The organism is Stenotrophomonas sp. 85239_Sma (genome assembly GCF_056481725.1).
Window position 1 is genome coordinate 2,649,364 of record NZ_CM151163.1, and the last position, 21,567, is coordinate 2,670,930.

18 protein-coding genes are annotated in these 21,567 nt (G+C 67.8%); 10 read left to right on the forward strand and 8 right to left on the reverse strand.

What is annotated here, in order from left to right; translation table 11 throughout:
* Positions 1-69: 69 nt before the first annotated feature.
* Positions 70-393, reverse strand: a complete 324-nt coding sequence (locus ACYKG1_RS12415; RefSeq protein ID WP_049423063.1) for a DMT family transporter — start codon at positions 391-393, stop codon at positions 70-72.
* Positions 393-746, reverse strand: a complete 354-nt coding sequence (locus ACYKG1_RS12420; RefSeq protein WP_010485170.1) for an SMR family transporter — start codon at positions 744-746, stop codon at positions 393-395. The genes ACYKG1_RS12415 and ACYKG1_RS12420 overlap by 1 nt, the downstream gene beginning before the upstream one ends.
* Before the next feature lie 159 nt (positions 747-905).
* Here ACYKG1_RS12420 and ACYKG1_RS12425 point away from each other — a divergent pair, with 159 nt between their 5' ends.
* The gene (locus ACYKG1_RS12425) at positions 906-1,757 is read left to right on the forward strand and encodes a LysR family transcriptional regulator (protein ID WP_478470641.1); all 852 of its coding nucleotides are present in this window, start codon (positions 906-908) and stop codon (positions 1,755-1,757) included.
* 85 nt (positions 1,758-1,842) lie between these two features.
* Here ACYKG1_RS12425 and ACYKG1_RS12430 read toward each other — a convergent pair whose 3' ends face one another.
* Positions 1,843-2,763 carry a M14 family metallopeptidase gene (locus ACYKG1_RS12430; RefSeq protein WP_100472965.1) on the reverse strand — a complete coding sequence of 307 codons (921 nt, stop codon included), beginning with the start codon at positions 2,761-2,763 and terminating at the stop codon, positions 1,843-1,845.
* A gap of 131 nt (positions 2,764-2,894) precedes the next feature.
* Between ACYKG1_RS12430 and ACYKG1_RS12435 the strand changes: the two genes are divergently transcribed.
* From ACYKG1_RS12435 to ACYKG1_RS12445, 3 genes are all read left to right on the forward strand, one after another.
* Complete coding sequence (locus ACYKG1_RS12435; RefSeq protein WP_478470642.1) at positions 2,895-4,976, forward strand: TonB-dependent receptor family protein; 2,082 nt, start codon at positions 2,895-2,897, stop codon at positions 4,974-4,976.
* 62 nt (positions 4,977-5,038) lie between these two features.
* Positions 5,039-6,811, forward strand: a complete 1,773-nt coding sequence (locus tag ACYKG1_RS12440) for a chloride channel protein (protein WP_478470643.1) — start codon at positions 5,039-5,041, stop codon at positions 6,809-6,811.
* A gap of 102 nt (positions 6,812-6,913) precedes the next feature.
* A complete protein-coding gene (locus tag ACYKG1_RS12445) occupies positions 6,914-7,630 on the forward strand; it encodes an MgtC/SapB family protein (protein ID WP_100472975.1) in 717 nt (238 codons plus the stop codon).
* Positions 7,631-7,645: 15 nt separating this feature from the next.
* Here the strand turns inward: ACYKG1_RS12445 and ACYKG1_RS12450 are convergent, their stop codons facing one another.
* Positions 7,646-8,053, reverse strand: coding sequence for a MerR family transcriptional regulator (locus tag ACYKG1_RS12450; protein WP_100472981.1), 408 nt, complete (start codon positions 8,051-8,053; stop codon positions 7,646-7,648).
* A gap of 63 nt (positions 8,054-8,116) precedes the next feature.
* Between ACYKG1_RS12450 and ACYKG1_RS12455 the strand changes: the two genes are divergently transcribed.
* Positions 8,117-8,944, forward strand: coding sequence for a class I SAM-dependent methyltransferase (locus ACYKG1_RS12455; RefSeq protein ID WP_478470644.1), 828 nt, complete (start codon positions 8,117-8,119; stop codon positions 8,942-8,944).
* Between the two features lie 81 nt (positions 8,945-9,025).
* Here the strand turns inward: ACYKG1_RS12455 and ACYKG1_RS12460 are convergent, their stop codons facing one another.
* The 4 genes from ACYKG1_RS12460 to ACYKG1_RS12475 all read right to left on the reverse strand — a co-directional run bounded on the left by ACYKG1_RS12460 (position 9,026) and on the right by ACYKG1_RS12475 (position 17,114).
* Positions 9,026-9,316 carry a DUF6959 family protein gene (locus ACYKG1_RS12460; RefSeq protein WP_014037513.1) on the reverse strand — a complete coding sequence of 97 codons (291 nt, stop codon included), beginning with the start codon at positions 9,314-9,316 and terminating at the stop codon, positions 9,026-9,028.
* A 122-nt stretch (positions 9,317-9,438) separates the two neighbouring features.
* Positions 9,439-10,275, reverse strand: a complete 837-nt coding sequence (locus tag ACYKG1_RS12465) for an outer membrane protein assembly factor BamE (RefSeq protein ID WP_478470645.1) — start codon at positions 10,273-10,275, stop codon at positions 9,439-9,441.
* A 61-nt stretch (positions 10,276-10,336) separates the two neighbouring features.
* On the reverse strand, positions 10,337-15,898 hold the full coding sequence (locus ACYKG1_RS12470) for an ESPR-type extended signal peptide-containing protein (RefSeq protein ID WP_478470646.1): 5,562 nt from the start codon (positions 15,896-15,898) through the stop codon (positions 10,337-10,339).
* A gap of 235 nt (positions 15,899-16,133) precedes the next feature.
* On the reverse strand, positions 16,134-17,114 hold the full coding sequence (locus ACYKG1_RS12475) for an AraC family transcriptional regulator (RefSeq protein ID WP_100472998.1): 981 nt from the start codon (positions 17,112-17,114) through the stop codon (positions 16,134-16,136).
* 689 nt (positions 17,115-17,803) lie between these two features.
* On the opposite strand from ACYKG1_RS12475, the gene ACYKG1_RS12480 reads away from it, so the two are divergent.
* The 5 genes from ACYKG1_RS12480 (at position 17,804) to ACYKG1_RS12500 (ending at position 21,540) form a co-directional block, all read left to right on the forward strand.
* Entirely contained in the window at positions 17,804-17,992 is a 189-nt protein-coding gene (locus tag ACYKG1_RS12480) for a Flp family type IVb pilin (protein ID WP_014037517.1), read from the forward strand.
* An 89-nt stretch (positions 17,993-18,081) separates the two neighbouring features.
* Positions 18,082-18,627, forward strand: coding sequence for an A24 family peptidase (locus ACYKG1_RS12485; RefSeq protein WP_100473000.1), 546 nt, complete (start codon positions 18,082-18,084; stop codon positions 18,625-18,627).
* Complete coding sequence (locus ACYKG1_RS12490) at positions 18,624-19,100, forward strand: TadE/TadG family type IV pilus assembly protein (protein WP_100473003.1); 477 nt, start codon at positions 18,624-18,626, stop codon at positions 19,098-19,100. The genes ACYKG1_RS12485 and ACYKG1_RS12490 overlap by 4 nt, the downstream gene beginning before the upstream one ends.
* Before the next feature lie 25 nt (positions 19,101-19,125).
* Positions 19,126-20,163, forward strand: a complete 1,038-nt coding sequence (cpaB, locus tag ACYKG1_RS12495) for a Flp pilus assembly protein CpaB (protein ID WP_478470647.1) — start codon at positions 19,126-19,128, stop codon at positions 20,161-20,163.
* An 18-nt stretch (positions 20,164-20,181) separates the two neighbouring features.
* Positions 20,182-21,540, forward strand: a complete 1,359-nt coding sequence (locus tag ACYKG1_RS12500; protein ID WP_478470648.1) for a type II and III secretion system protein family protein — start codon at positions 20,182-20,184, stop codon at positions 21,538-21,540.
* Positions 21,541-21,567: the final 27 nt, after the last annotated feature.

Sequence of the window (21,567 nt, forward strand, 5' to 3'; positions counted from 1 at the left end):
TCCCCGGGGCGTTGGCTTGCGGCGGCTCACGCTCTGGTAGGTGCCAACCTTGGTTGGCACAGCGACGCGTTACTGCGCGGTACTGAGCAGCAGTACCGCGGTGGTGACCAGTGCGATACCGACCCAGCCGATCGGACGCAGGCGGTTGCCGAACAACAGGCGGCCGCAGGTGGCGGTACCGATCACGCCGATCGCACCCCACATCGCATAGGCAGTGGCCAGATCCATGTAACGCACGGCCTGGCCCAGCAGGGCGAAGGCGATCCAGACCATGACGATCGCAGCGACGCCCCAGCGCCAGCGACGGAAGCCTTCCGACTTGGCCACCATCATGTTGGCGGCAACGTCGATCAGCGCAGAACAGATCACGAAAAACAGGGCCAGGGTATTCATCAGTGCGCCTCCCCGAGGGTGACGCAGACGATGCCGACCACCGCCAGCACCAGGCCGGCCAGCTGCTGCAGCGACAGGCTTTCACCGAAGACGGTGAGGCCGACCACGGTCAGCAGGGTCAGGCCCAGGCCTTCCCACACTGCGTAGGCCACGCCCACGGCGATGCGGCGCACCGACTGCGCCAGGAAGAAGTAGGACAGCGCCAGCGCGCCGGCCATGATCAGATAGCCGGTCCAGCCGCCATCGCGGGCGGCATGGGCCATGAACGAGGTGCCGACCACTTCGGCGACGATCGCCACGGTCAGACAGGCCCAGGCGACCAGCGCGCCACGGGCAGGAACAGTACGGGACATGTGAAGCTCCTTGCAGGGCGGGGACCGCGCCGCCTTTCAGTCGAGCCACGCCGTGCGTGGAGGGTCCGGAACGCCCCGCAGACGGGGGCGACGGAAGCCAGTATCATCGCCTTTTACGGTGGTACCAAAATGGATTCCATCGACAGGAGCGATGGATCAATGCCGTATTCCCCTGAATCTTTGCAGGCCTTCGTGGAAGCCGCGGCGCTGGGCTCCTTCTCGGCGGCGGCACGTCGCCTGCGCAAGACGCAGTCGACGGTCAGCACCGCCATCGCCCACCTGGAAGCTGACCTGGGCGTGAGCCTGTTCGACCGCAGCGGGCGCTATCCGCAATTGACCGAGGCCGGCCGGCAGGTGCTGGGCCACGCGCAGGAGATCCTTGCCGCCGATGCCCGTCTGCAGCAGCTGAGCGTGCGCCTGGCTGCGCCGGTCGAGTCGCGCCTGACCGTGGTGTTCTCCGATGTCTACCAGCTGGATCCGGAGCAGCGGATCCTGCAGCGGTTCGCCGAGGCATTCCCGGAGATCGAGCTGGAATGGCTGGATGCCGAAGGCCAGGACGTACTTGAACTGGTGAGCAGCGGCCGCGCCGCGCTGGGCCTGCTGCCGCGCCAGGAGCGCTATCCGGATGAACTGATGGCACGGCCGCTGGCGCACCACAGCGAACTGGCGGTGTATGTGGCGCGCGAACATCCGCTGGCCAGCGCCGGCCGTCGCGCTGCCGCGCAGCTGGCGCGGCACCGGCAGGTGCGCTTGAGCGCCGAGGTCGACCACGCGCGCGTGGTCACCGGCCTGGCCTGGACCGCCACCGATTACCTGATGGTGATGGAGATGGCTGAGGACGGCATCGGCTGGGCCGAATTGCCGCGGGCGTTGGTGCAGCGCTACGACCGCGGGCGGCTGCTGGAACTGGTGCTGCCCGGCTGGCCGCGGCGCATCCACAGCGACCTGCTGTGGCGCCGCGACACACCGCCGGGACCGGCCGCACTCTGGTGGGCCGACGCGCTGGGGTGAAAAAGGGGACGGAGGGGATTAAGTCGTTTGTGCCCCGGCGGTACTGGGCACAAACGACTTAATCCCCTCCGTCCCCTTTTATCTGTCAGCGATGCGCCAGCGCGTAATCCAGCGCCGAGCACACCGCCGCCACCTGGGCGTCGTTGCACTGCTGCGGGGTCGCCCGCGGGCTGTCCGGATAGACCTCGGTGGTGGTGGTGTACTTCGCACCGGTAATGCCGGCGCATAGCGCCAGCTTCACCAGCGGGTACTCGATCACGCCATGCGCCACCACCGGCGAACCGATGATCTCGCCCTTGTCGTCAGCCGGCGCGATGTGGGTGACCTTCTCCACCGCAGCGATCACTGCCTGCTGGAAGGCTGCCTGCGGGTTCTCGCTGTCGTCCACCAGGTAGAAGCCATCGGGAATGAGGCCCGGCTCGAACGGCTTGCCATCACGCGCGGCCAGCGCCGGGCGGAACTCGCTCTCGTCACTATCGGTGGTCTCGTGCAGGTCGATGTGCAGCACGAACTGGTCCTTGATCGGTGCAACCAGTTCGATCAACGCGGTCGACTCGCGGGCCGGGCCATCGGCGCGGAAGTTGCGGTTCGGGTCGATCGCATCGAAGTTCCAGCGGTTGATGCGCTCGAAGCCCCACGGGTTCACGCACGGCGCCACCAGCAGGTTGGCCCTGCCGGCATAGTCGGCCGCGTGCTTCTCGAGGAACTCCAGCGCGCCCATCACGCCGCTGGTCTCGTAGCCATGCACGCCACCGGTGACCAGCGCGGCCGGCAGCGCCGGGTTCCAGTCGCGGCTGCGCAGAGCGAACAGCGTGTAGGTCTCGCCGGCATAGTCGAGCTGGCCATAGGCCACCTTGTCGAAGCGCGAGGCCAGCGCCTCGATGCGCGGCAGCACCTCCTCGTCATAGCGACGCAGGCGCTGCTGGCGGCCACGCCACGCCTCCCGTTCCGCCGCTCCCCACGGCTGGCCAGGGGTTCCGACGGGGTAGAAAGCGGCTTGGGACATGGCAGATCTCAGCGAGTCAGGAAGCAATCGCCCACTCTACCACCGGCCCATCGGCATGAACCGGCGGCGCATTCCAATGGCGAATGGAATCAGCAATAATTCTCATTTACCACCTTCCACGACCCGCGCCAATGCCCATCCACGCCCTGCAACCGGCCCGCCTGCCCCTGGCTGCCGCCCTCGCCCTGTGCCTGCTCCCGGCCACCAGTGCCTTCGCCCAGGACGGCGCCACCACGCTGGACAGCATCCAGGTCTCCGGCAGCTGGCTGGGCACCGGCCTGCATGACAGCGTCAAGCGCTTTGCCGGCGCACGCACGGTGGTCGACCGCCAGCGCATCGAGGCCAGTGGCGCGGCCAGCATCGGCGATGCCATGCGCCGCATCCCGGGCGTGCAGGTCACCGATAACTCCGGCACCGCTGGCAGCTCGGTGTCGCTGAACATCGGCGTGCGCGGCCTGACCGGGCGCTACTCGCCGCGCTCGACCGTGCTGCTCGATGGGGTGCCGCTGGCAGTGGCGCCGTATGGCCAGCCGCAGCTGTCGTTCGCGCCGACCAGCCTGTCCAACATCGAATCGATCGACGTGGTGCGTGGCGGCGGCGCGGTGCGCTATGGGCCGCAGAACGTGGGCGGCATCATCAACTTCAGCACCCGCGCCATTCCCACCGAAGCCGGCCTGCACGGCGAAGCCGGCGTGCGCCATACCGCCTACGACCATGGCGGCGGAGACAGCACGCAATACAACGCCTTCCTGGGCGGCACCGGCGGCAATGGCCTGGGCGCGGCCCTGCTTTACTCCGGCCAGGATGGCCGCGGCTGGCGCCAGGGCAGCGATGACCGCTTCAACGACCTGGCGCTGAAGTTCGCCTACGCCATCGACGCCCAGCAGGAACTGCGTGCCAAGCTGTCCTACTACGATGTGCGCTCGCTGACCCCGGGCGGCCTGACCCGTGCGCAGTACGAGGCCGACCCGTTCCAGAACACCCGTCCCACCGATTTCTGGAAGGGCCACCGCACCGGCATCGACCTGGGCTACACCAACACGCTGTCGGACAACAGCGAGTTCGAGGTGCTGGCCTATTACAACGAGAGCACCCGTGCCAGCTCGCTGATCAACGCCACCAGTACGCAGGTGACCGTGCAGCCGCGCGACTACCGTGTGCTCGGCATCGAGCCGCGCTACACCCAGCGCCTGCACTGGGGCGCCAGCGTGCACGACATCACCGCCGGCTACCGTTTCCTGCGCGAGCGTGGCAACGACCGCAGCTACACCGTCACCCGCCGCACCGGCGTGGCAAGCGCCACCAACCGCTTCGACAACGCCACCGACGCGCACGCGGTCTACATCGACGACCGCATCGCGATCGGCCAGTGGCGGATCACCCCGGGCGTCCGCATGGAATGGATCGACATGGACCGCCGCCAGGCCGATGGCGCGGCGACCTTCAGCAGCCGCAACGACAAGGCCCTGCCCTCGCTCAACATCGCCTACCTGCTGACCCCGCAGCTGACCGTGTTCGGCAACTACACCACCTCGTTCGGGCCGGTGCAGAACATCCAGCTGAATTCGCAGAGCGCCAGCAACCCGCTGAACCCGGAAATCGCCAGGACCACCGAACTGGGTGCGCGCTGGCAGGACGGTGCACTGCGCGCGGAAGTCACCGTGTTCAAGATGCGCTTCGACAACCAGATCCTGCAGGTACCGGGCATCACCCCGCCGACCTTCCAGAACATCGGCGCCACCGACCACAAGGGTGTGGAAAGCGCGCTGGAGTACCGCTTCGCCGAGGACAGCGCGCTGGCCGGGCTGGAGCTGTACGCCAACTACACCTGGACCAAGGCGATCCAGCAGTCCGGTGACAACCGCGGCCTGGACGTGCCGTTCTACTCGCGCGACACCGACAGCGTCGGCGCCCGCTACGCGCTGGCCGGCTGGACCTTCAATGTCTCCAGCACCCACCAGAGCGGCCAGTTCTCCGATGCCGCCAACACCTGGCAAGAAACCGCCGATGCGCGCGTGGGCCGCGTGCCCGGCGTGCGCCTGTGGAATGCACAGGTGGCCTGGCAGGTGCCGGGACTGGGTGACAGCGAGATCGCGCTGGGCGTGAACAACCTGGCCGACAAACGCTGGTATACCCGCAACGTCGATGGCAATGCCGGCCGCATGGTGGCTGCGCCGCGCACCTTCTACGTGCAGGGCCGCTACCGGTTCTGAGGCGATAGCCGCCCGATACAGTGACGGCGGTGCTCACGGTGGCGGCGTATCATGCCGCCACCATGTCATTGCCTGTTTCGCCATCGCGCCTGCACCTGGCCTTCCAGGGCCTGCGCCTGCGCCTGCGTGGCAGTGACCTGTGGTTCATCGCGCTTGCCCTGCTGGTCGGCCTGATCGCCGGCTACCTGACATTGCTGCAGTCGGGCATCGCACGCTGGCTGCAGGGCACCCTGTACGGGCTGGACGACGGCATGCGCCTGAGCTCCCTGCCCTCGCTGACCTGGACCGCGCTGCTGGTGCTGCCACTGGGTGGCCTGCTGGTCGGCCTGGTCAGCCTGGCCGCGACCCGGCTCAAGCGGCCCCTGCTCGATGCGGTCGAAGCCAATGCGCTGCACGGCGGCCGCATGTCAATGCGCGACAACCTGATCGTGCTGACCCAGACCCTGCTGTCCAATGGTTGCGGCGCCTCGGTCGGCCTGGAGGCTTCGTATACGCAGATGGGCGCGGGCAGCGGCTCGCAGCTGGGCCGGGTGATGCGCCTGCGTCGCAACGACGTACGCATCCTGGTCGGCGCTGGTGCCGCCGGTGCAATTGCCGCCGCCTTCGGTGCGCCGCTGGCCGGTGCGTTCTATGCGTTCGAGATCGTCATCGGCGCCTACACCCCGGCCGCGCTGGCGCCGGTGGCGGTGGCCGCGTTGGCCGGCGCGTTCGTGGCCGACCAAGCCGGCATCGAGGCCTACCTGCTGCCTGCCGCCTCAACCATCGACGTGCGAGCCGCCGACTACGCCATCTACGGCCTGCTCGGCTGCTGCTGCGCGATGGTCGGCATCGCCATCATGCGCCTGATCGCCTCGATTGAAGGCACCGTCAAACGCAGCCCTCTGCCGGCCTGGGGACGGCCGGTGGTGGGTGGACTGCTGCTGATTCCACTGGCACTGGCCAGCCCGCAGGTGCTGTCGTCCGGCCACGGCGCCCTGCACCTGGACCTGACCACGCACCTGCCGCTGATCTGGATCGGCGGCCTGCTGGCCCTGAAGTGCCTGGCCTCGGGCATCTCGCTGGGCTTCGGCTTCCGCGGTGGCCTGTTCTTCGCCTCATTGTTCATGGGCACCCTGGTCGGCGCCCTGTTCGCCGGCCTGTTGGCGATGGCCACCGGCGTGCCGGTGATCGACGCCACCTCGGCTGCGCTGGCCGGCATGGCCGCGCTGGCCGCCGCCGTGGTCGGCGCACCGATGACCATGGCCATGCTGGTGCTGGAAGGCACCCACGACTTCCTGTTGACGAGCGTGGTGATGAGCGCGGTGCTGGTGTCCAGCACGCTGGTGCGGCAGTGGTTCGGCTATTCGTTCTCGACCTGGCGCATGCACCTGCGCGGTGAAACCATCAAGAGCGCCCGCGATGTCGGCTGGGTGCAGAACCTCAATGCCGGTCGGCTGATGCGCAAGGGCGTGGCCACCGCCCCGGCCGACCTCGATGCCGCTGCTTTCCGCCAGCGTTTCCCGCTGGGCTCCGGCACCCGGGTGATCCTGATCGACAGCGAGGGACACTACGCCGGCATCGTGCAGATCCCGCGCGTCTACGCTGACGGCGTGAAGCCGGAGACCGCGATCGGCGAGCTGGCCGAGAACCGTGACGTATCGCTGTCGCCGGCCGCTGACGTGGTCAGCGTGATGCAGCGCTTCGACCAGACCCAGGCCGACGAACTGGCGGTAGTCGCCGCCGACGGACAGGTGCTGGGCGTGGTCTCCGAAGCCTTCGTCCGCAAGCGCTACGCCGAGGAGCTGGACAAGCGCCAGCGCGAGCTGATGGGCGAGCGCGTCGAGGACACCGACTGACCTGCTAAAAGGGGACGGAGGGGATTAAGTCGTTTCTGGCACATCTGGATATCCATGCGTCGGCGTGGATCGACTGTCACTTCGGCGGGGTAGACTCCAGCCATGCGCTTCATTGAAACCTTCCAGGCCGGCCCCTTCGCCGACACCGTGGTCAGCCTGCTGGCCGCCTTCGTGCTGGGCACGCTGATCGGCGCCGAACGCCAGTACCGGCAACGCACCGCCGGCCTGCGCACCAACGTGCTGGTGGCCGTCGGCGCCGCCGCCTTCGTCGACCTGGGCATGCGCATCGCCGGTAGCGCCGAGGCGGTGCGGGTGATCTCCTACGTGGTCTCCGGAGTCGGTTTCCTCGGCGCCGGCGTGATCATGAAGGAAGGCATGAACGTGCGCGGCCTGAACACCGCCGCCACCCTGTGGTGCTCGGCGGCGGTCGGCAGCTGCACCGGTGCGGACATGCTGGCCGAGGGCGTGCTGCTGACCGTGCTGATCATTGCCGGCAACACCCTGCTGCGGCCGCTGGTCAATGCGATAAACCGCATTCCGATCAACGAGACCGCCACCGAAGCGACCTACGAGGTGCGCCTGAGCGTGGATGCCGAAGCCGTGCCGCGGGTGCGCGAACGCCTGGTCGATGCGCTGGAGGCTGCGCAGTATCCGGTCGGTGATGTACAGGTGGTCGAGCATGCCGACGCGCCCACTGATGTGATCGCGGTGCTGGTCAGCACGGCCGTCAGTGCCGACGAACTGGACGTGGTGCTGGCGCGGATGGAAGACGTGCCCGGCGTGCTGCACGCCACCTGGGAAGTCAGTACCCGCGATTGAATGGGCGTGGATGGTTCACCCACCCGCCCTGCGCTGCTGCGCCCGGAGCAGCTTTCGGAATGAACCGCACTGGCGTGCATCCTGCGCTTCCGGGCAAGCCGCCGCCCGCTGCAGGTGACGGCGTATCCGCTGCAGCTGGGTGATCTGTTGCTGCAGCACATCGGCCTGCGCCAGCAGGGCCTCACGATCCAGCGTGAGGCATCCGCGTTGAGGTGGCAGCGATGCCCCGATCTGCTGCAGCGACAGCCCTGCCGCCTGGCCGAGGCCGATCAGCGCCAGCCGTTCCAGCACCTGCTCGTCGTACTGCCGGCGCAGGCCGCGACGGCCCAGGGCCTGCAACAACCCCAACTGCTCGTAGTAGCGCAGGGTCGAGGCCGGCACGCCACTGCGCTTCACCACCTCGCCGATGTCCAGTTCACGCACGGGCTTGACCTCAAGTCGCCTTCAAGCATCAACCTATGGCCAACTTCCCGGAAGGACAAGGCCATGGCCAGTACATCCCCCGTTGATCAGAATGCGCTCTGGAATGGCCCCGGCGGCCAGATCTGGGTCGCCCAGCAGGCCATCCTCGATGGCCTGTTCCAGCCGATGGCCGACCTGCTGGTGGCCGAACTTCCGGAGACCGTCACGCAACTGCTCGACATCGGCTGCGGTACCGGCGCCAGTCTGCTGGCCGCAGCGGCCACGCGCCCGGCGGCACACTGCACCGGCCTGGACATCTCCGCGCCGATGCTGGCGCTGGCCCGCCAGCGCGCCGAGGCGGCAGGACTGAACGCGGACTTCATCGTGGCCGACGCGCAGCGGCATCCGCTGCCGTCCGTGCACTTCGACTGGATCCAGTCGCGGCTGGGGGTGATGTTCTTCGAGGATACGGAGGCCGCCTTCAGCAACCTGCACCGCGCGGCGCAACCAGGCGCGGGGCTGCGTTTCATCGCCTGGCGCAGTGCCGACGAGAACCCATTCATGACCACCGCCGAGCGCGCCATTGGTGGTGAACTCGATCTACCACCCCGTGCGCCAGGAGCACCCGGCCAGTTTGCCCTTGCCGATGGCGAGCGCGTGCGGCGCCTGCTGCAGGCCGCTGGCTGGAAAGATGTGGAGGTGATTGCAGTGGACCTCCCCTGCTCCATCGCCCGCGACGAGCTGCCGACCTACGTCGGCCAGCTGGGCCCGTTGGGCCTGGCGCTGCGCGCGATGCCGGAAGACCGTGCCGCCGTGCTTCGCAACAGGGCACTGGCTGCATTCGCGCCGTTCATCGAAGGCGACCGCGTTCGCGTGGATGCCGCCTGTTGGCTGGTCCGCGCCTGGGCGTAGGAAAAGGGGACGGAGGGGATTAAGTCGTACTTGCCCCAGGTGTGCCGGAAGCGACTTAATTCCCCCCGTCCCCTTTTTCTTTTACAGCGCCTCGCCAGCGTCGGCCAGGCGCGATTCGATCAGTGCATACCACTGCTGCAGCACGTCGATCAGCATGTCCAGCTCGGCATCGGTGCGCTGTGCGCGGCCGCTGCGCAGGCAGGCCTGGGCTTCCTGCAGCTGGGCCAGGAAACCGGCCACCGTATCAGCCTGCAGGATCAGGCCCGGCAGGCGTCGCCCGGGGATGCGCACCACGGCATGGTTGCCGAGCTGCCCGTACACGCTGAGAGTGGCTTCCGTCTTCATGGAGAGGGGCAGGAATTGGGCATTCATCGCGTGCACCGTGGAAAACCTGAGCCGCCGGCAGGCGTGATCAACGGGGGAGACGTAACCACGTCCTGCCGACGGTCAGGGGGGACTCGGGATGCCGGAGCGATGCCCCGGCGCAGGAAAACTCAGCGTGGCTGCGCCACCCCGGCGATCTGCACGCGGCGGTTCGGCGCCAGGCAGGCGATCAGCTCGCGACGATTGCGCTGGTCGCACTGCACGACCGGCTCCGCCGCGCCACGTCCTTCGGCACTGATGCTGGCCGCGGGCACCCCGCCCTGGACCAGTGCGCTGCGCACGGCGTCGGCGCGGCGCTGCGACAGTGCCTGGTTGTAGCTGGCACTTCCGATCCGATCGGTGTAGCCGGTCACCCGGATCGACTGAACCTGCGCGGCCTCGCGTACCTGCGCCAGGATGCCCTGCACCGCACGCTGCCCTTCCGCGCTGAGCACCGCGCTGTCGAAACCGAACAGCGCGTCGGCCGACAGCCGCAGCGGCTGCTCCGGTAGCGGTGCCGGTGCCGGCGGGGCTGGAGGCCGCGGTGGTTCCAGCACAGCCGCGCACGATTCCGGCTTCCAGTAGCCGCCCTGCGCGATGCCCTTGCTGTCGAATCGGACCTGGAACTGGCAGGTGAAGTACTCCGCGCCCTGTGCAGTGCGGAAATTGAACAGGTAGTTCCACTCGCGCACGCCCCACATGCCTTCATTGAAATGCGGCGTACCCAGCAGCGTGTACAGCTGGCGCTTGCTCATGCCCGGGGCGAAGCGGCGCAGGTCGGCGACGTCGGGAAAGATGCCTTCCTTCAGCGAGGCCTTCGAGGCCTCCGGGAAGTGCACGGCGGTGGCTTCGGCAGGAGCGTCGGCGGCCGGCGCATGGCTGCGGCAGGCGGTCAGCAGGCCCATTCCCAGGATCAGGCCCAGCGTGGCGGCGAGCTGGCCGCCGCGGGCGATGCGATGCTGTTTCATGTCATTCCCCCTGTTGACGTTTCCGCGATGCCGGGCCGCGCGTGCGGCCCGGCGGCGGGGATCACCACTGGATGCCGGCACCGACGGCCACGCCGGCCTCGCCACGGCTGTTGGTCGATCCGCTGAACTTGTAGATCCAGCGGCCGCCTTCGGAGACACCGGAGATACCCAAGGCCACGCCCGACTCGCCGTTGTAGCTGCCGGCTGCGATCGAGGCCATGCTGCGGCCCGCCTCGCTGGGCTGCGGCAGCGCCGCAGTGGCCATCGCCGAAGCAATACCGGCCGAGGCTCGGTTGTCGGTCTTGCGCAGGTCGCGCTCGAAGCCGCCCATGCGCTCGTCGGTGTAGGCCTTCGACCAGTCCAGGGTCTGTGCCATGCCCGACTTCAGCTGGTCGACGTTGACCGCGTCGGTACCGGCGGTGCCGGCGGCAACGTTGCGGACCGTGGTCGGGCCACTGCTGGTGCTGCCCAGGGTGACACTGTTGTAGTTGGTCGCACCGTTCACCGTGGTGTCGTAGCGGATCGTGCCCTGCTGCGAGGCCTGCAGCTGGCGCACGTTGACCGCGTCGGTGGCCTGCGAGCCGTCAGCCACGTTGACCACCTGGCGTTCGGCACCGGCTGCACCGACCGAGACCGTGTTGGCCCGGTTCGCCACCGAACCCGCACCCAGCGCCACCGAGTTGTCGGCCTGCGCCTGCGAACCATTGCCCAGCGCAGTCGAGTTGGCACCGGTGGCGGTGGAGCCTGCACCACCGGCGGCCGAGTTGGCACCGCTGGCGGACGGGTCGGCCAGGTTGTTGGTGTTGTTCGCGCGGAAGCTGCCGGCCACGTTGGTGATGTTCTGGATCTTCTGGTCGGTGTACTTCTTCGATTCATCGATGGCGTAGTTCACGCCGTTCCTGAGCTGGCCGACGTTGGTCGCGTCGTAGGTGTCGGAACCGTCGGCGACATGGGTGATCTTGCGCTCGCTGCCGGTACTGCCGACCGAAACCTCGCCGGCCGAGTTGCTGGCACCGGTCTGGCCATAGGCGCCGGTGTAGCCGCTCTGCGCCCCGACGCTGGCCACCGAACCGGCACCCAGGGCGACGCTGTTGCCGGCACTGGCGTTGGCGCCGTTGCCTACCGCCACGCTGTTGGCACCGGCCGCACTGGCCTGCGGGCCGACCGCCACCGCCTCCGCACCGGCAGCCGTTGCAGCCGCTGCCGTCGAGTTCACCGCCAGGTAGGCACTGCCACCGCCACCGTTGGTGATGCGCTGGTTGAGGACCTTCAGCGAGCCATCGACGGCAGTGAAGGCGGCGGTGACGTTGTTGTAATCGCCGCTGCTGAAGGTGCCATCGGTAGCGATGCTGGAGATGCTGAACGTTGGCGCGGTCCACACATTGGTCGCGCCGTTGTAGGCGGTGGTGCCGCCCAAGTAGTTGGCGATGGTGCTGTTCGTGCTGAACAGCTGGTCGCCGGTGATGGCATCACTGCTGCCAGCCAGGATGCTGCCGGCGGCGACGTTGGTGATCTTCACCGCACCGGTGCCGGTGCCGGTCAGCGTCACGCTGTTGAGTACGTTGCCGCTGCCATCGACGTCGTACTTGACGGCCAGCTTGTCGACCTCTCCGGTCTGGTCGGCGACGTTGGCCAGCGAATTGCTGACCGCGTCGAAGGCGGTGCCGACGTCGTTGTAGCTGCCCGTGGTCACGGTGCCGTTGGCGGCGACGTTGTTGATCGAGTAGGTCGGTGCGGTCAGCACGCCGCTGGCGTTGACCGCAGCACCACCGCCGAGATGGGTGGCCACTGCCTGGTTGGCCGCGAACAGCTGGGCACCGTTGATGGCCTCGCTGCTGGTGGCACTGACCTGGCCCGGGCCGAGGTTGCGCAGCGTGGTGGCAGTGCCGGTCTGGCCGAGCGTGGCACTGGCGTAGTTGACGCTGCCGTCGCCGTTGAGGTCATAGCGCAGGGCGCCCTGCTCCGAGGCCTGCAGCTGGCCGACGTTGACCGCATCGGTCGCAGCGGTACCCGCGGCCAGGTTGGTGACCTGGCGTTCGGCACCGGCAGCACCGATCGAGACGGTGTTGTCACGGTCGGCAAGGCTGCCGGCACCCACTGCGATGCTGTTGGCTGCGGTGGCGCGGGCGTTGGTACCGACCGCGATCGAGTCGGCGCCGCTGGCCAGGGCCTCGGTGCCGGTCGAGTTCACCCGCAGGTACTTGGTCCCACCGTTGCGGATATCGGTGATCTGCGTGTTGAGATTGACCAGCGAGCCATCCACCGCAGCGAAGGCATCGGTGGCGTTCTCGTACAGGCCCTTGGCAATGGCACCACCGGTGGAGATGGTGCTGATCTCGAACAGCGGTGCGGTGAAGATGCCGCTGGCGGGATCGAAAGCCGCGCGACCGCCGAAGAAGCTGGCGATGGCGCTGTTGGTCGCCGCCAGCTGGCCGCCGTTGACCGCTTCGAGGCTGCCTGCGGTGACCGCACCTGCGGCAAGGTTGCCGATGGTGGTGGTGCCGGTGCCAGCGCCGAGCGTGACCCGGCGATAGTCCGGATTGCCGGCGCCGTCCAGGTCATAGGTCACTGCAGCGGCCGCCACATCGTCGATCAGGCTGATGGCACCCTTCAGCTGGGCCACGTTGACCGCATCGGTGTTGGCGCTGCCTGCGGCAAGATTGGTGATCTGGCGCTCGCCGCCACCGGCAGTGCCCACCGACACTTCACCGGCGGAGACCTGCGGCGCAGTGAGGCCGTAGGCGCTGTAGCTGGCCTGCGCGCCGCGCAGTGCTGCAGAGCGGTAACCCAGTGCGACCGAGTTGGCCTGGTTCGACGTCGCCTCGGCACCCAGCAGGGTCTGACCGTTGGCGGTGCCGACGGCGCTGTCGCCGACGATCACTGAATGGCCCATGCGCGCGGCATAGTCGGCCGTCGGCACGCCTGTTGGATTGCTGGGATCGTTGACGCCGTCGCCGGGGAAGGCGACGTTGGCGTCGACTTTCGGCAGCTCATGGCGTGCGTTTGCACCGATCACCACTTCCTTCGAACCGTTGGCGAAGGCGCCATCGCCCATCAGTACCTGGTAGTCCTGTGCCGCATTGACGGCCCAGCAGGAGATGTCGGCCAGCGCGATGTCCAGGCACTTGGCCGCCCAGGCCGGGGAATCCGTCGGCAGCAGCAGGCCGAGCAGGCCACCCGGATTGCCGTTGTTGATGTTGTAGATATAGCTGTCGGAGGTGACGCCACCGATCAGGGTCAGGTGCGAGCTGCCACCCGTGACTGCGCCGCCCAGGCCGTTGAGCGTGCTGCCGACTGGCGACAGGTTGACCACCGGCAGGCCCAGCACATTGACCGTTGAATAGGTCTGCATCACGTTGGCGTTGCTGAGCTTGAGGTTGCCGTTGCTCAGGTAGCCATTGCCACCGAACAGGCTGGTGGTGGTCGGCCCGATCAGCTGGCCGACATTGCCGACCAGGCCACCGGTGCCGATGATGAGGCCCGCATTCGGGTCGGCCGCCGCCGGCGCCTTCGGGCTGGTCGGCGGAATCGCAGAGGGTTTGGTCAGGCCGAGACCGCCCAGCGTGCCACCGACCAGGCCACCCACGGCGCTGCCCAGGTTGCCGATGGTGCCATTGAGATTGCCGTTGAGCAGGTTGCCCACCGCGCTGCCGACATTGCCCAGCGTGCTACCCAGCACACCGCCCAGGCCGCTGGTGGGGCTGCCGGTGGTGCCGTCGAGAATGCCGCCCACTGCACCACCGACCGTGCCGACGGTGTTGTTGAGCGTGCCGCCCACTGCGCTGCCGACCTGGCCAACCGTGCCGTTGAGTGCACCGCCTACCGCACCGCCAACCGTCCCGACGGTGCCGTTCAGTGCACCGCCGACTGCGCCAACCGTGTTGTTGAGCGTGCCCCCCACCGCGCCGCCAACCGTTCCGACGGTGCCGTTCAGTGCACCGCCGACTGCACCGACCGTGTTGTTGAGCGTGCCGCCCACTGCGCCGCCAACCTGGCCAACCGTGCCGCTGAGTGCGCCACCTACTGCGCCGCCAACCGTCCCGACGGTGCCATTCAGTGCACCTCCGACTGCGCCGACGGTGTTGTTGAGCGTGCCACCTACCGCGCCGCCAACTGTTCCGACGGTGCCGTTCAGTGCACCGCCGACTGCGCCGACGGTGTTGTTGAGCGTGCCACCTACCGCGCCGCCAACCGTTCCGACGGTGCCGTTCAGTGCACCGCCGACTGCACCGACCGTGTTGTTGAGCGTGCCGCCCACTGCGCCGCCAACTGTGCCAACGGTGCCGTTCAGTGCACCGCCGACTGCGCCGACCGTGTTGTTCAGCGCGCCACCTACTGCGCTGCCAACCGTTCCGACGGTGCCGTTCAGTGCACCACCAACTGCGCCTCCGACTGCGCCGACCGTGTTGTTGAGCGTGCCGCCCACTGCGCTGCCCACGGTACCGACAGTACCGTTCAGCGCACCACCGACCGCACCGCCGACCGTGCCGACGGTGCCGTTCAACGCACCACCAACTGCACCTCCGACTGCGCCGACCGTGTTGTTGAGTGCGCCGCCCACCGCGCCACCCACCGCGCCGACAGTACCGTTCAGCGCACCGCCCACCGTGCTGCCGACCGCACCCGCAGCACCGTGGAGCGTCCCGCCGACCGCCCCCACCGCGCCGCCCACCAGGTTGCCAACGCCCAGCGCGCTGTGCTGCGCGGCGACGGTCGCCTGTCCGGCCAGCTTCAGGTTGCGATCGGCGATCACGTCCTGGCCGTCCGGCGCCTGCACGCGCACCTTGCCGGCGGCGCCGGCATCGAACGCGGCGCTGATGGCACGATCATGCGTCTCACCCGGCAATTCCTCCTTGGCCGGCAGCTTGACCGCGGCTGTCGCCCGGGCCTGGCCCTGACCTTCGATGTGATGGCCAGCCACCGCCAGATGCGCGTCGGCGTTGCCGTCGACAGAGGTCTTCAGGGACGAACCACTGAGGCCCGCCAACGCCTTGGCACCAGCATCGATCGCAGCGACCTGGCGGCCGGCGACGCCGATCTTGGCCTTGGCGCGCGCGTCGGCGGCGACGCCCAGCGGCGCCTGCGCGCCCGGCGCAACGTGTGCGGCCAACGATGCATCCACCTGTGCCGCCGGCGCCGAGGTGTTGCCAAGGCCGACATGGGCACGGACATCGGCCGCCAGCGCCGGCACGGCCACCTGCTTCGGTGTGGTGTTCGCAGCCAGCTTCACCTGCACGGAGGCCGGTAGTACGTCGCGTACCACCGGCAGCGACGTGGTGTTCAGCTGCAGGCCCAGGCGGGCGTCCGCACTGATCGCAGGGCTGCTCTGCGCCTGTCGCGCAGCGGCAGCCAGGGCCACTTCGGCGTCGACCTTGACCGGCATCGGCTGCGCATACTTGGCGGCCAGTGCCTGCAGGTCACGCAGCGATTGATTGGTTTCCGATGCCCCTGCGTGGCCGCTGGCCAGCGCGCACAGCAGTGCCAGGGCCAGGGCGGTGGGCATCAGCAGGAAGGCGCGCGGATCGCGTGCGGCGCTGCCGCCGCTGTCACCAGTGGCCAGTTCCGAGGCCACAACCAGAGCGTTGAGCTGGCGGTTCCACACACGCCGGTAGATGCGGTTCATGAGCATTTCCCCCGTAGGCGAACAACTGGAATGTCAGTGGACTTGCCGTTAGGCAGGTGACTGACATTTCAGCGGTTGCAACGGCGGCGGCGCACTTCAATCCGGCACGGCAATCGCGCATTCCGGCAAATCCACGGCCGGAATCGGCAGCCGTTTATGCAGAAGCGGCAACATGATCGGCAAGCGGATATGCAATTCCGGCATGAACGCCGCGAAAACCCTTGCGGGGCTTGGCTCAGGCCGGCTGGCCGATCTGCGCAGGCGCGCGCATCAGGGTATCGCGCGGCAGTTCGCCGAATACCTTGCGGTAATTGTCGGCGAAGCGCGAAAGGTCCCACAGGCCGCAGCTGAGGGCGATGGCTTTCACCGAGCGACGGCTGGAATCGGCCATCGACAGGCTGCGGCAGGCCGCGCACAGGCGCAGCATGGAAAGATAGCGGTTCGGCGAAGTACCAAACAGGTCCTCGAACGCATAGCGCAGGCCGCGCTCGCTGACGCCTGCGGCATCGCAGATCTCATTCATGTAGATATTGCGGCGCAGGTTGAGCCGCATGAAGTTCTCTGCTCGCTGCGCGATCAGATAATGCGTTCGCCGGGCGCGGCTGCAGCCCGGGCGATCCGCCGCACCGGCGCCCAACAGGGCCTGCACATGCTCATGCAACAGGGTTTCGGTTTCTTCCGGCTGCAGCCCTGCACCCTGCCCCAGCTGCAGGTGCAGCTGCTGGTAATGGCGTGCCAACGGCGTGGCTTCGCTGGCCAGGTTGAACAGCGACAGTGCCTGGCCAGCGGGTGGCGTGCTGCGCAGGCTCAGTTCGGTCAGCTTGCGCTGCACCCGTGCCACCGGCAGCAGCATCAGGGTCATGTGCGTGCCCGGGCTCAGGGTGAACTCACTGATGCCCTCCGGCATGATCGTCAACGCCATGCCTGGCGTGAGCGGTACGCCATGGCACCAGCTCAGCGTCTCATCGGTAGCGTGCAGGTACCCCAGCATCGCCCAGTCCGGTGGCAGCATGAAGCGGCCACGGCAATGGAAGCCGCAGCTGATGCTGCAGAACAGGGCTTCCTCGTGCACGCGCGAGGCGAACGCCGCACGAGGCCCGTTGCCATCGAGCAGCAGCAGTTCGACATCACAGACGCGAAGCACGCCGCTCAGCGTGGCCAGGTCTATCGACCGCAGGCCGCTGTCGTCGCTGCCTTCTACCCCACCATCGACCATGACAGTGTTGTCCCCCGTTGATCCGCCATGCGACGCGGCCCCCACTGCCTGACAGGGCGCGCATCGATCCATTAGCCACTTCCGATGCCAAGCCGGTCGCACCGCCTCCGAGGCGGCCGACCAGGGAAATGCAATAGCTTGAATGCGAGTATGCCCAATAATCCGCAAAGGTAAACCCGCAGACAGGAATGATAAAAATAGATACACAGATGAAGAAAATGTCGGGGCCAGTGGCACGGTTTTCGCATGCCCTGAAAATGGAATCACATTATCTGCACGACCATGAATCGTTTTGCCTGCGAACGGATTCTCGTCACAGAAACAGCCTGAAAGTTTCAGGATCGCGGGGTTTCTGCCGAATTTGCATATAGGTTCCAGTTGCAGCCCACCGCCATTCAGGCAAAGTCGATATCACGGTGATCCGGCCATCTGATCTGGCCGCACCCAGGGGGACAGCATGACCACGCACGCATCATTGGATGCCTCGACCACCGGCCCCGCGCCGTGCGGTCGCGACCGTGCGACCGGTGTCCCGCCTGGAGACGATCACCCTGCTTGAGCACGGCGGGTCCATCCCGCCGCGCCTCCTCCGCCAGGACGCGGAGGCCCACGGACGATCCCGGCGGAGCCGGGCCACCGCCCAACGCAGGTGTACTGCATCCGCAGACAGGTACAGGGAGACATAGGTCATGAACGCATCGATCCGCAAATTCCTGAAGGAAGAAGACGGTGTCACCGCGCTCGAGTACGGGCTGCTGGCGGCCGTCATCGCCGGCATCCTGATCGCGGTCGGCAACGACCAGATCAAGGGGTTCTTCGAAACGCTGTTCAAGAACCTCTCCGCACTGGCCACCAAGGCGTCCGGCTCGACAACCTGAGCGGCGACTGCGTGCGGCTGGCAGCGGCGCGAGCGCGGGGGGCATGGAATCTGGTCAGGGCCGTCCAGTGACGGGCGATGGAGTGTGCGATGACACTGCTGGGATTGTTGGCCATCGGCGTGTGCCTGCGGATTGCGATCAGTGATCTGTATGCACGTCGGGTACCCAACACCTGGCTGATCGCTGCAGGCGTGATCGCCACTGCGGTGATCGTCGCCGGCCAGTTCAGCGCGCCGCGCCAGCCGTGGCTGCCCCACGTTGCCGGCGCGGCGCTCGGCCTGGTGGCGCTGCTGCCGTTCTATGGCCTGCGCTGGATGGGCGCCGGTGACGTGAAGTTCTTCGGCGCGCTGGGTCTGATGCTGGGCTGGCAGGCGCTGCTGCCGGTCTGGCTGGTTGCCAGCCTCGCCGCCGGGGTGCACGCCGTGCTGGTGCTGGCTGGCCGGCGCCTGGGCGTCCTGTTGCCCGGCCGCCTGCAGATGCAGGTCAATCGCACCAGCTCGCAATGGCAATCGCATCCGGCCCTGCGCGACATGCAGGCTGCCCGCCAGGGACGACGTGGCATTCCCTATGCAGCCTACCTGGCACTCGCCGCCATCGGCTGGGTGCTGGCCGGCATCTACGGAGGTGCACCATGAACATCCGCAGCCCACGCCTGCAACGCGGGGTCGCCAGCATCGAGTTTGCCCTGATGCTGATGCTCGGCCTGCTGCCACTGCTGCTGTTCACTTTCTCCGGGGTGATGATCATGGCGGCACAGCAGACCCTGGCCACCGCTTCGGCCGAAGGCGCGCGCGCCTCGCTGCGCTACGGCACTGCCGGCGAACGACGCACCGCCGCCTGCGTCGCCGCACGCACCTCGATGCAATGGCTGCTGCAGTTTTCCAAGCAGAACGTGGACTGCAGCACGGGGGGCAGCAACGCCATCGTGGTGTCGGCACAGGCGCCGTGCGCCGGCCTGGCCACGGCCCAGTGCATGACCGTGACGGTCAGCTACGACTACGCCAGCCATCCCTTCCTGCCCGGCACCGCCACGCTCTACAAGTGGGTGATGCAGGCTCCCATCCGCAGCGTCGCGGTCGCCCAGCTCGATCTCGGCAGCGGCAACTGATGATCGGTACTTTGGAGACGGTTCCATGCTCAAGTTGACCCGCATCGCTGCCGTCGCCCTGATCGGCCTGGCCGTGCTGCTGGCGCTGATCGCCTTCATGATCGGGCGCAAACCGGCCGAACCGGTCACGGTCGCACCAATCGCCCATGACGAGGCGCAGGCGATCACCGTGGTGGAAGCGGTGGCACGCCTGCCTGCGGGCGAGCCGATCAGCGCCAGTGGCCTGCGGCTGGCCCAGCGCACCTCACCCGTCGCCGGTGCCGCCACCAGCATCGCCGCCGTAGTCGGCAAGGTGCCGGTGCAGGACATCGCCGAAGGCAGCCCGGTCAGCAGCAACGCATTGGCACAGGGCTTCTCGCTGCAGCTGCGGCCGGGCGAGCGCGCGTTGGCCGTGCCCGTGGACGAACTGGTCGGTGCCGGCAACCGCATCGTCCCCGGTGACTTCGTCGACGTCTTCCTCAACCTGCGCAATGCCCAGCCCAACATCAACAGCCCCGCCGAAGCCGCGCAGGCGCGCCTGCTTCTGTCGCGCCTGCGCGTGCTGAGCTATGGCCAGCAGGACATCGCGCCCGTTGCCACAGAGGCCGCCGCCAATGCCGCGGTCGACACCCGCAACGACCCGCGCGCGGCCGACATCACCGGCAGCGGCGGCAGCAGCAACAACAGCAATGACGCCCCGCAACCTGCGCGCAGCGCGGTGCTCGCCGTCCCCGTGGCCGATGCCAATCGCCTGCTGCTGGGTGCACAGCAGGGCAAGCTGTTCCTGGCCCTGCGCAATCCCGCCGACACCGGCCTGCCCGACCTGGCGCTGTTCCCGCAGTCACGCGGCGTGATCGATCCGCTGCGTGGGCTTGATGCGGAGCAGCAGCTGGCACTTCAGCGCCCGGAGAACCATGCCTACGCCGGCATCGACGGGGATGCGCTGGCCGGCCGCGGCAGCACTCCGCCACGCAGCACTGCAGATGCACCGGCGCGCGCGCCGGCGCCACGTCGCAGCGCCCCGCGCGCGTCGGGCATCGAGATCATCCGTGGCGACAGTTCCGCCCCCCGTGGCTCCCTTTGACCTGCATCGAGTGCATCCATGACCGAACGTCGCCGCCGTCCACGCATCTCCCCCCGCCAGCGCTGGCTGGCCCTGCTGCTGGTGCTGCTGGCGCCGGCAACGAGCGTGGCCGCCGATGACCTGGTGCTGCAGGCCCGTGAGCAGCGCCCCTGGAACCTGCCGGCCGACCTGGAGCGGGTAGCCATTGCCGACCCCGGCGTGGCCGACATCGTGATGCTGCGTGGCCAGCGCCAGGCGCTGCTGGTGGGCAAGATGCCCGGCACCACCACCCTGCTGCTGTGGCACCGCAGGCAGGCCGAGCCGCAACGGGTGACGGTACGGGTGCAGAGCGCTGTACAGGGTGCTGCCAGCACCGGCGGCAATGACCTGGTGTTCACCCAGCAGGACCAGCAGGGCCTGCTGCAGGGAAGCACCGACAGCGTGCTCTCGCACATGCAGGAACAACGCACGGCGGCGATGGCACTGGGCAAGGACGGTGCGCTTGCCGATACGTCCACCATCAGCAGTGGCGGCGTGGTCCAGGTCGAGGTCAAGGTCGTCGAGTTCAACAAGACCGCGATGAAGCAGATCGGCATCAACTTCCAGAACCGCAACGGCGGCTTCGCCTACGGCTTCGCGCGGCCCGGTACCGGGTTGCCGGGCAACACCGGCCTGCTGCCCGGCATGAAGGAAGGCAACAGCAGCAACGAGGCCGTCTCGCCGATTTCCTCGGCATTCCGCCTTGTTTTCGGCTCGACGAAGGGTCTGTGGAACGCCGACGTCGAACTGCTGCAGAGCAATGGCATGGCCCGCGTACTGGCCGAGCCGACGCTGGTGGCGCTGTCCGGGCAGAGCGCCAGTTTCCTGGCTGGCGGCGAATTGCCGATCCTGGAACCGCAAGGGCTTGGCACCACCACCATCACCTACAAGCCGTTCGGCATCGGCCTTACCGTGACCCCGACCGTGCTGGCAGCGAACCGCATCGCGCTGAAGGTAGCGCCCGAAGCGAGCGACCTGGACTACAGCAATGCCATCGTGCTCAACAACGTGCAGATCCCCTCGATCACTACCCGCCGCGCCGACACCACCGTCGAGCTGGGCGATGGCGAGAGTTTCGTCATCGGCGGGCTGGTCAGCTCCAACATCGTCTCCAACGTCAGCAAGATTCCGCTGCTGGGCGACCTGCCGATCATCGGTTCGTTCTTCCGCAACTTCGATTACAAGCGCCAGGACAAGGAACTGGTGATCATCGTCACCCCGCGCCTGGTGCAGCCGCTGGCGCGCAATACCGAACTGCCGCTGCCCGGCGAGCGCGAAGCCAAGCCGCATCTTCCCGAGTGGGGTTCCTGGTTGCTGGGTCCGGTCAGCCAGGACCCTGTGCCCGGTTTCTCGCGCTGACTCCATGATGCCTGCGATACCACGCCC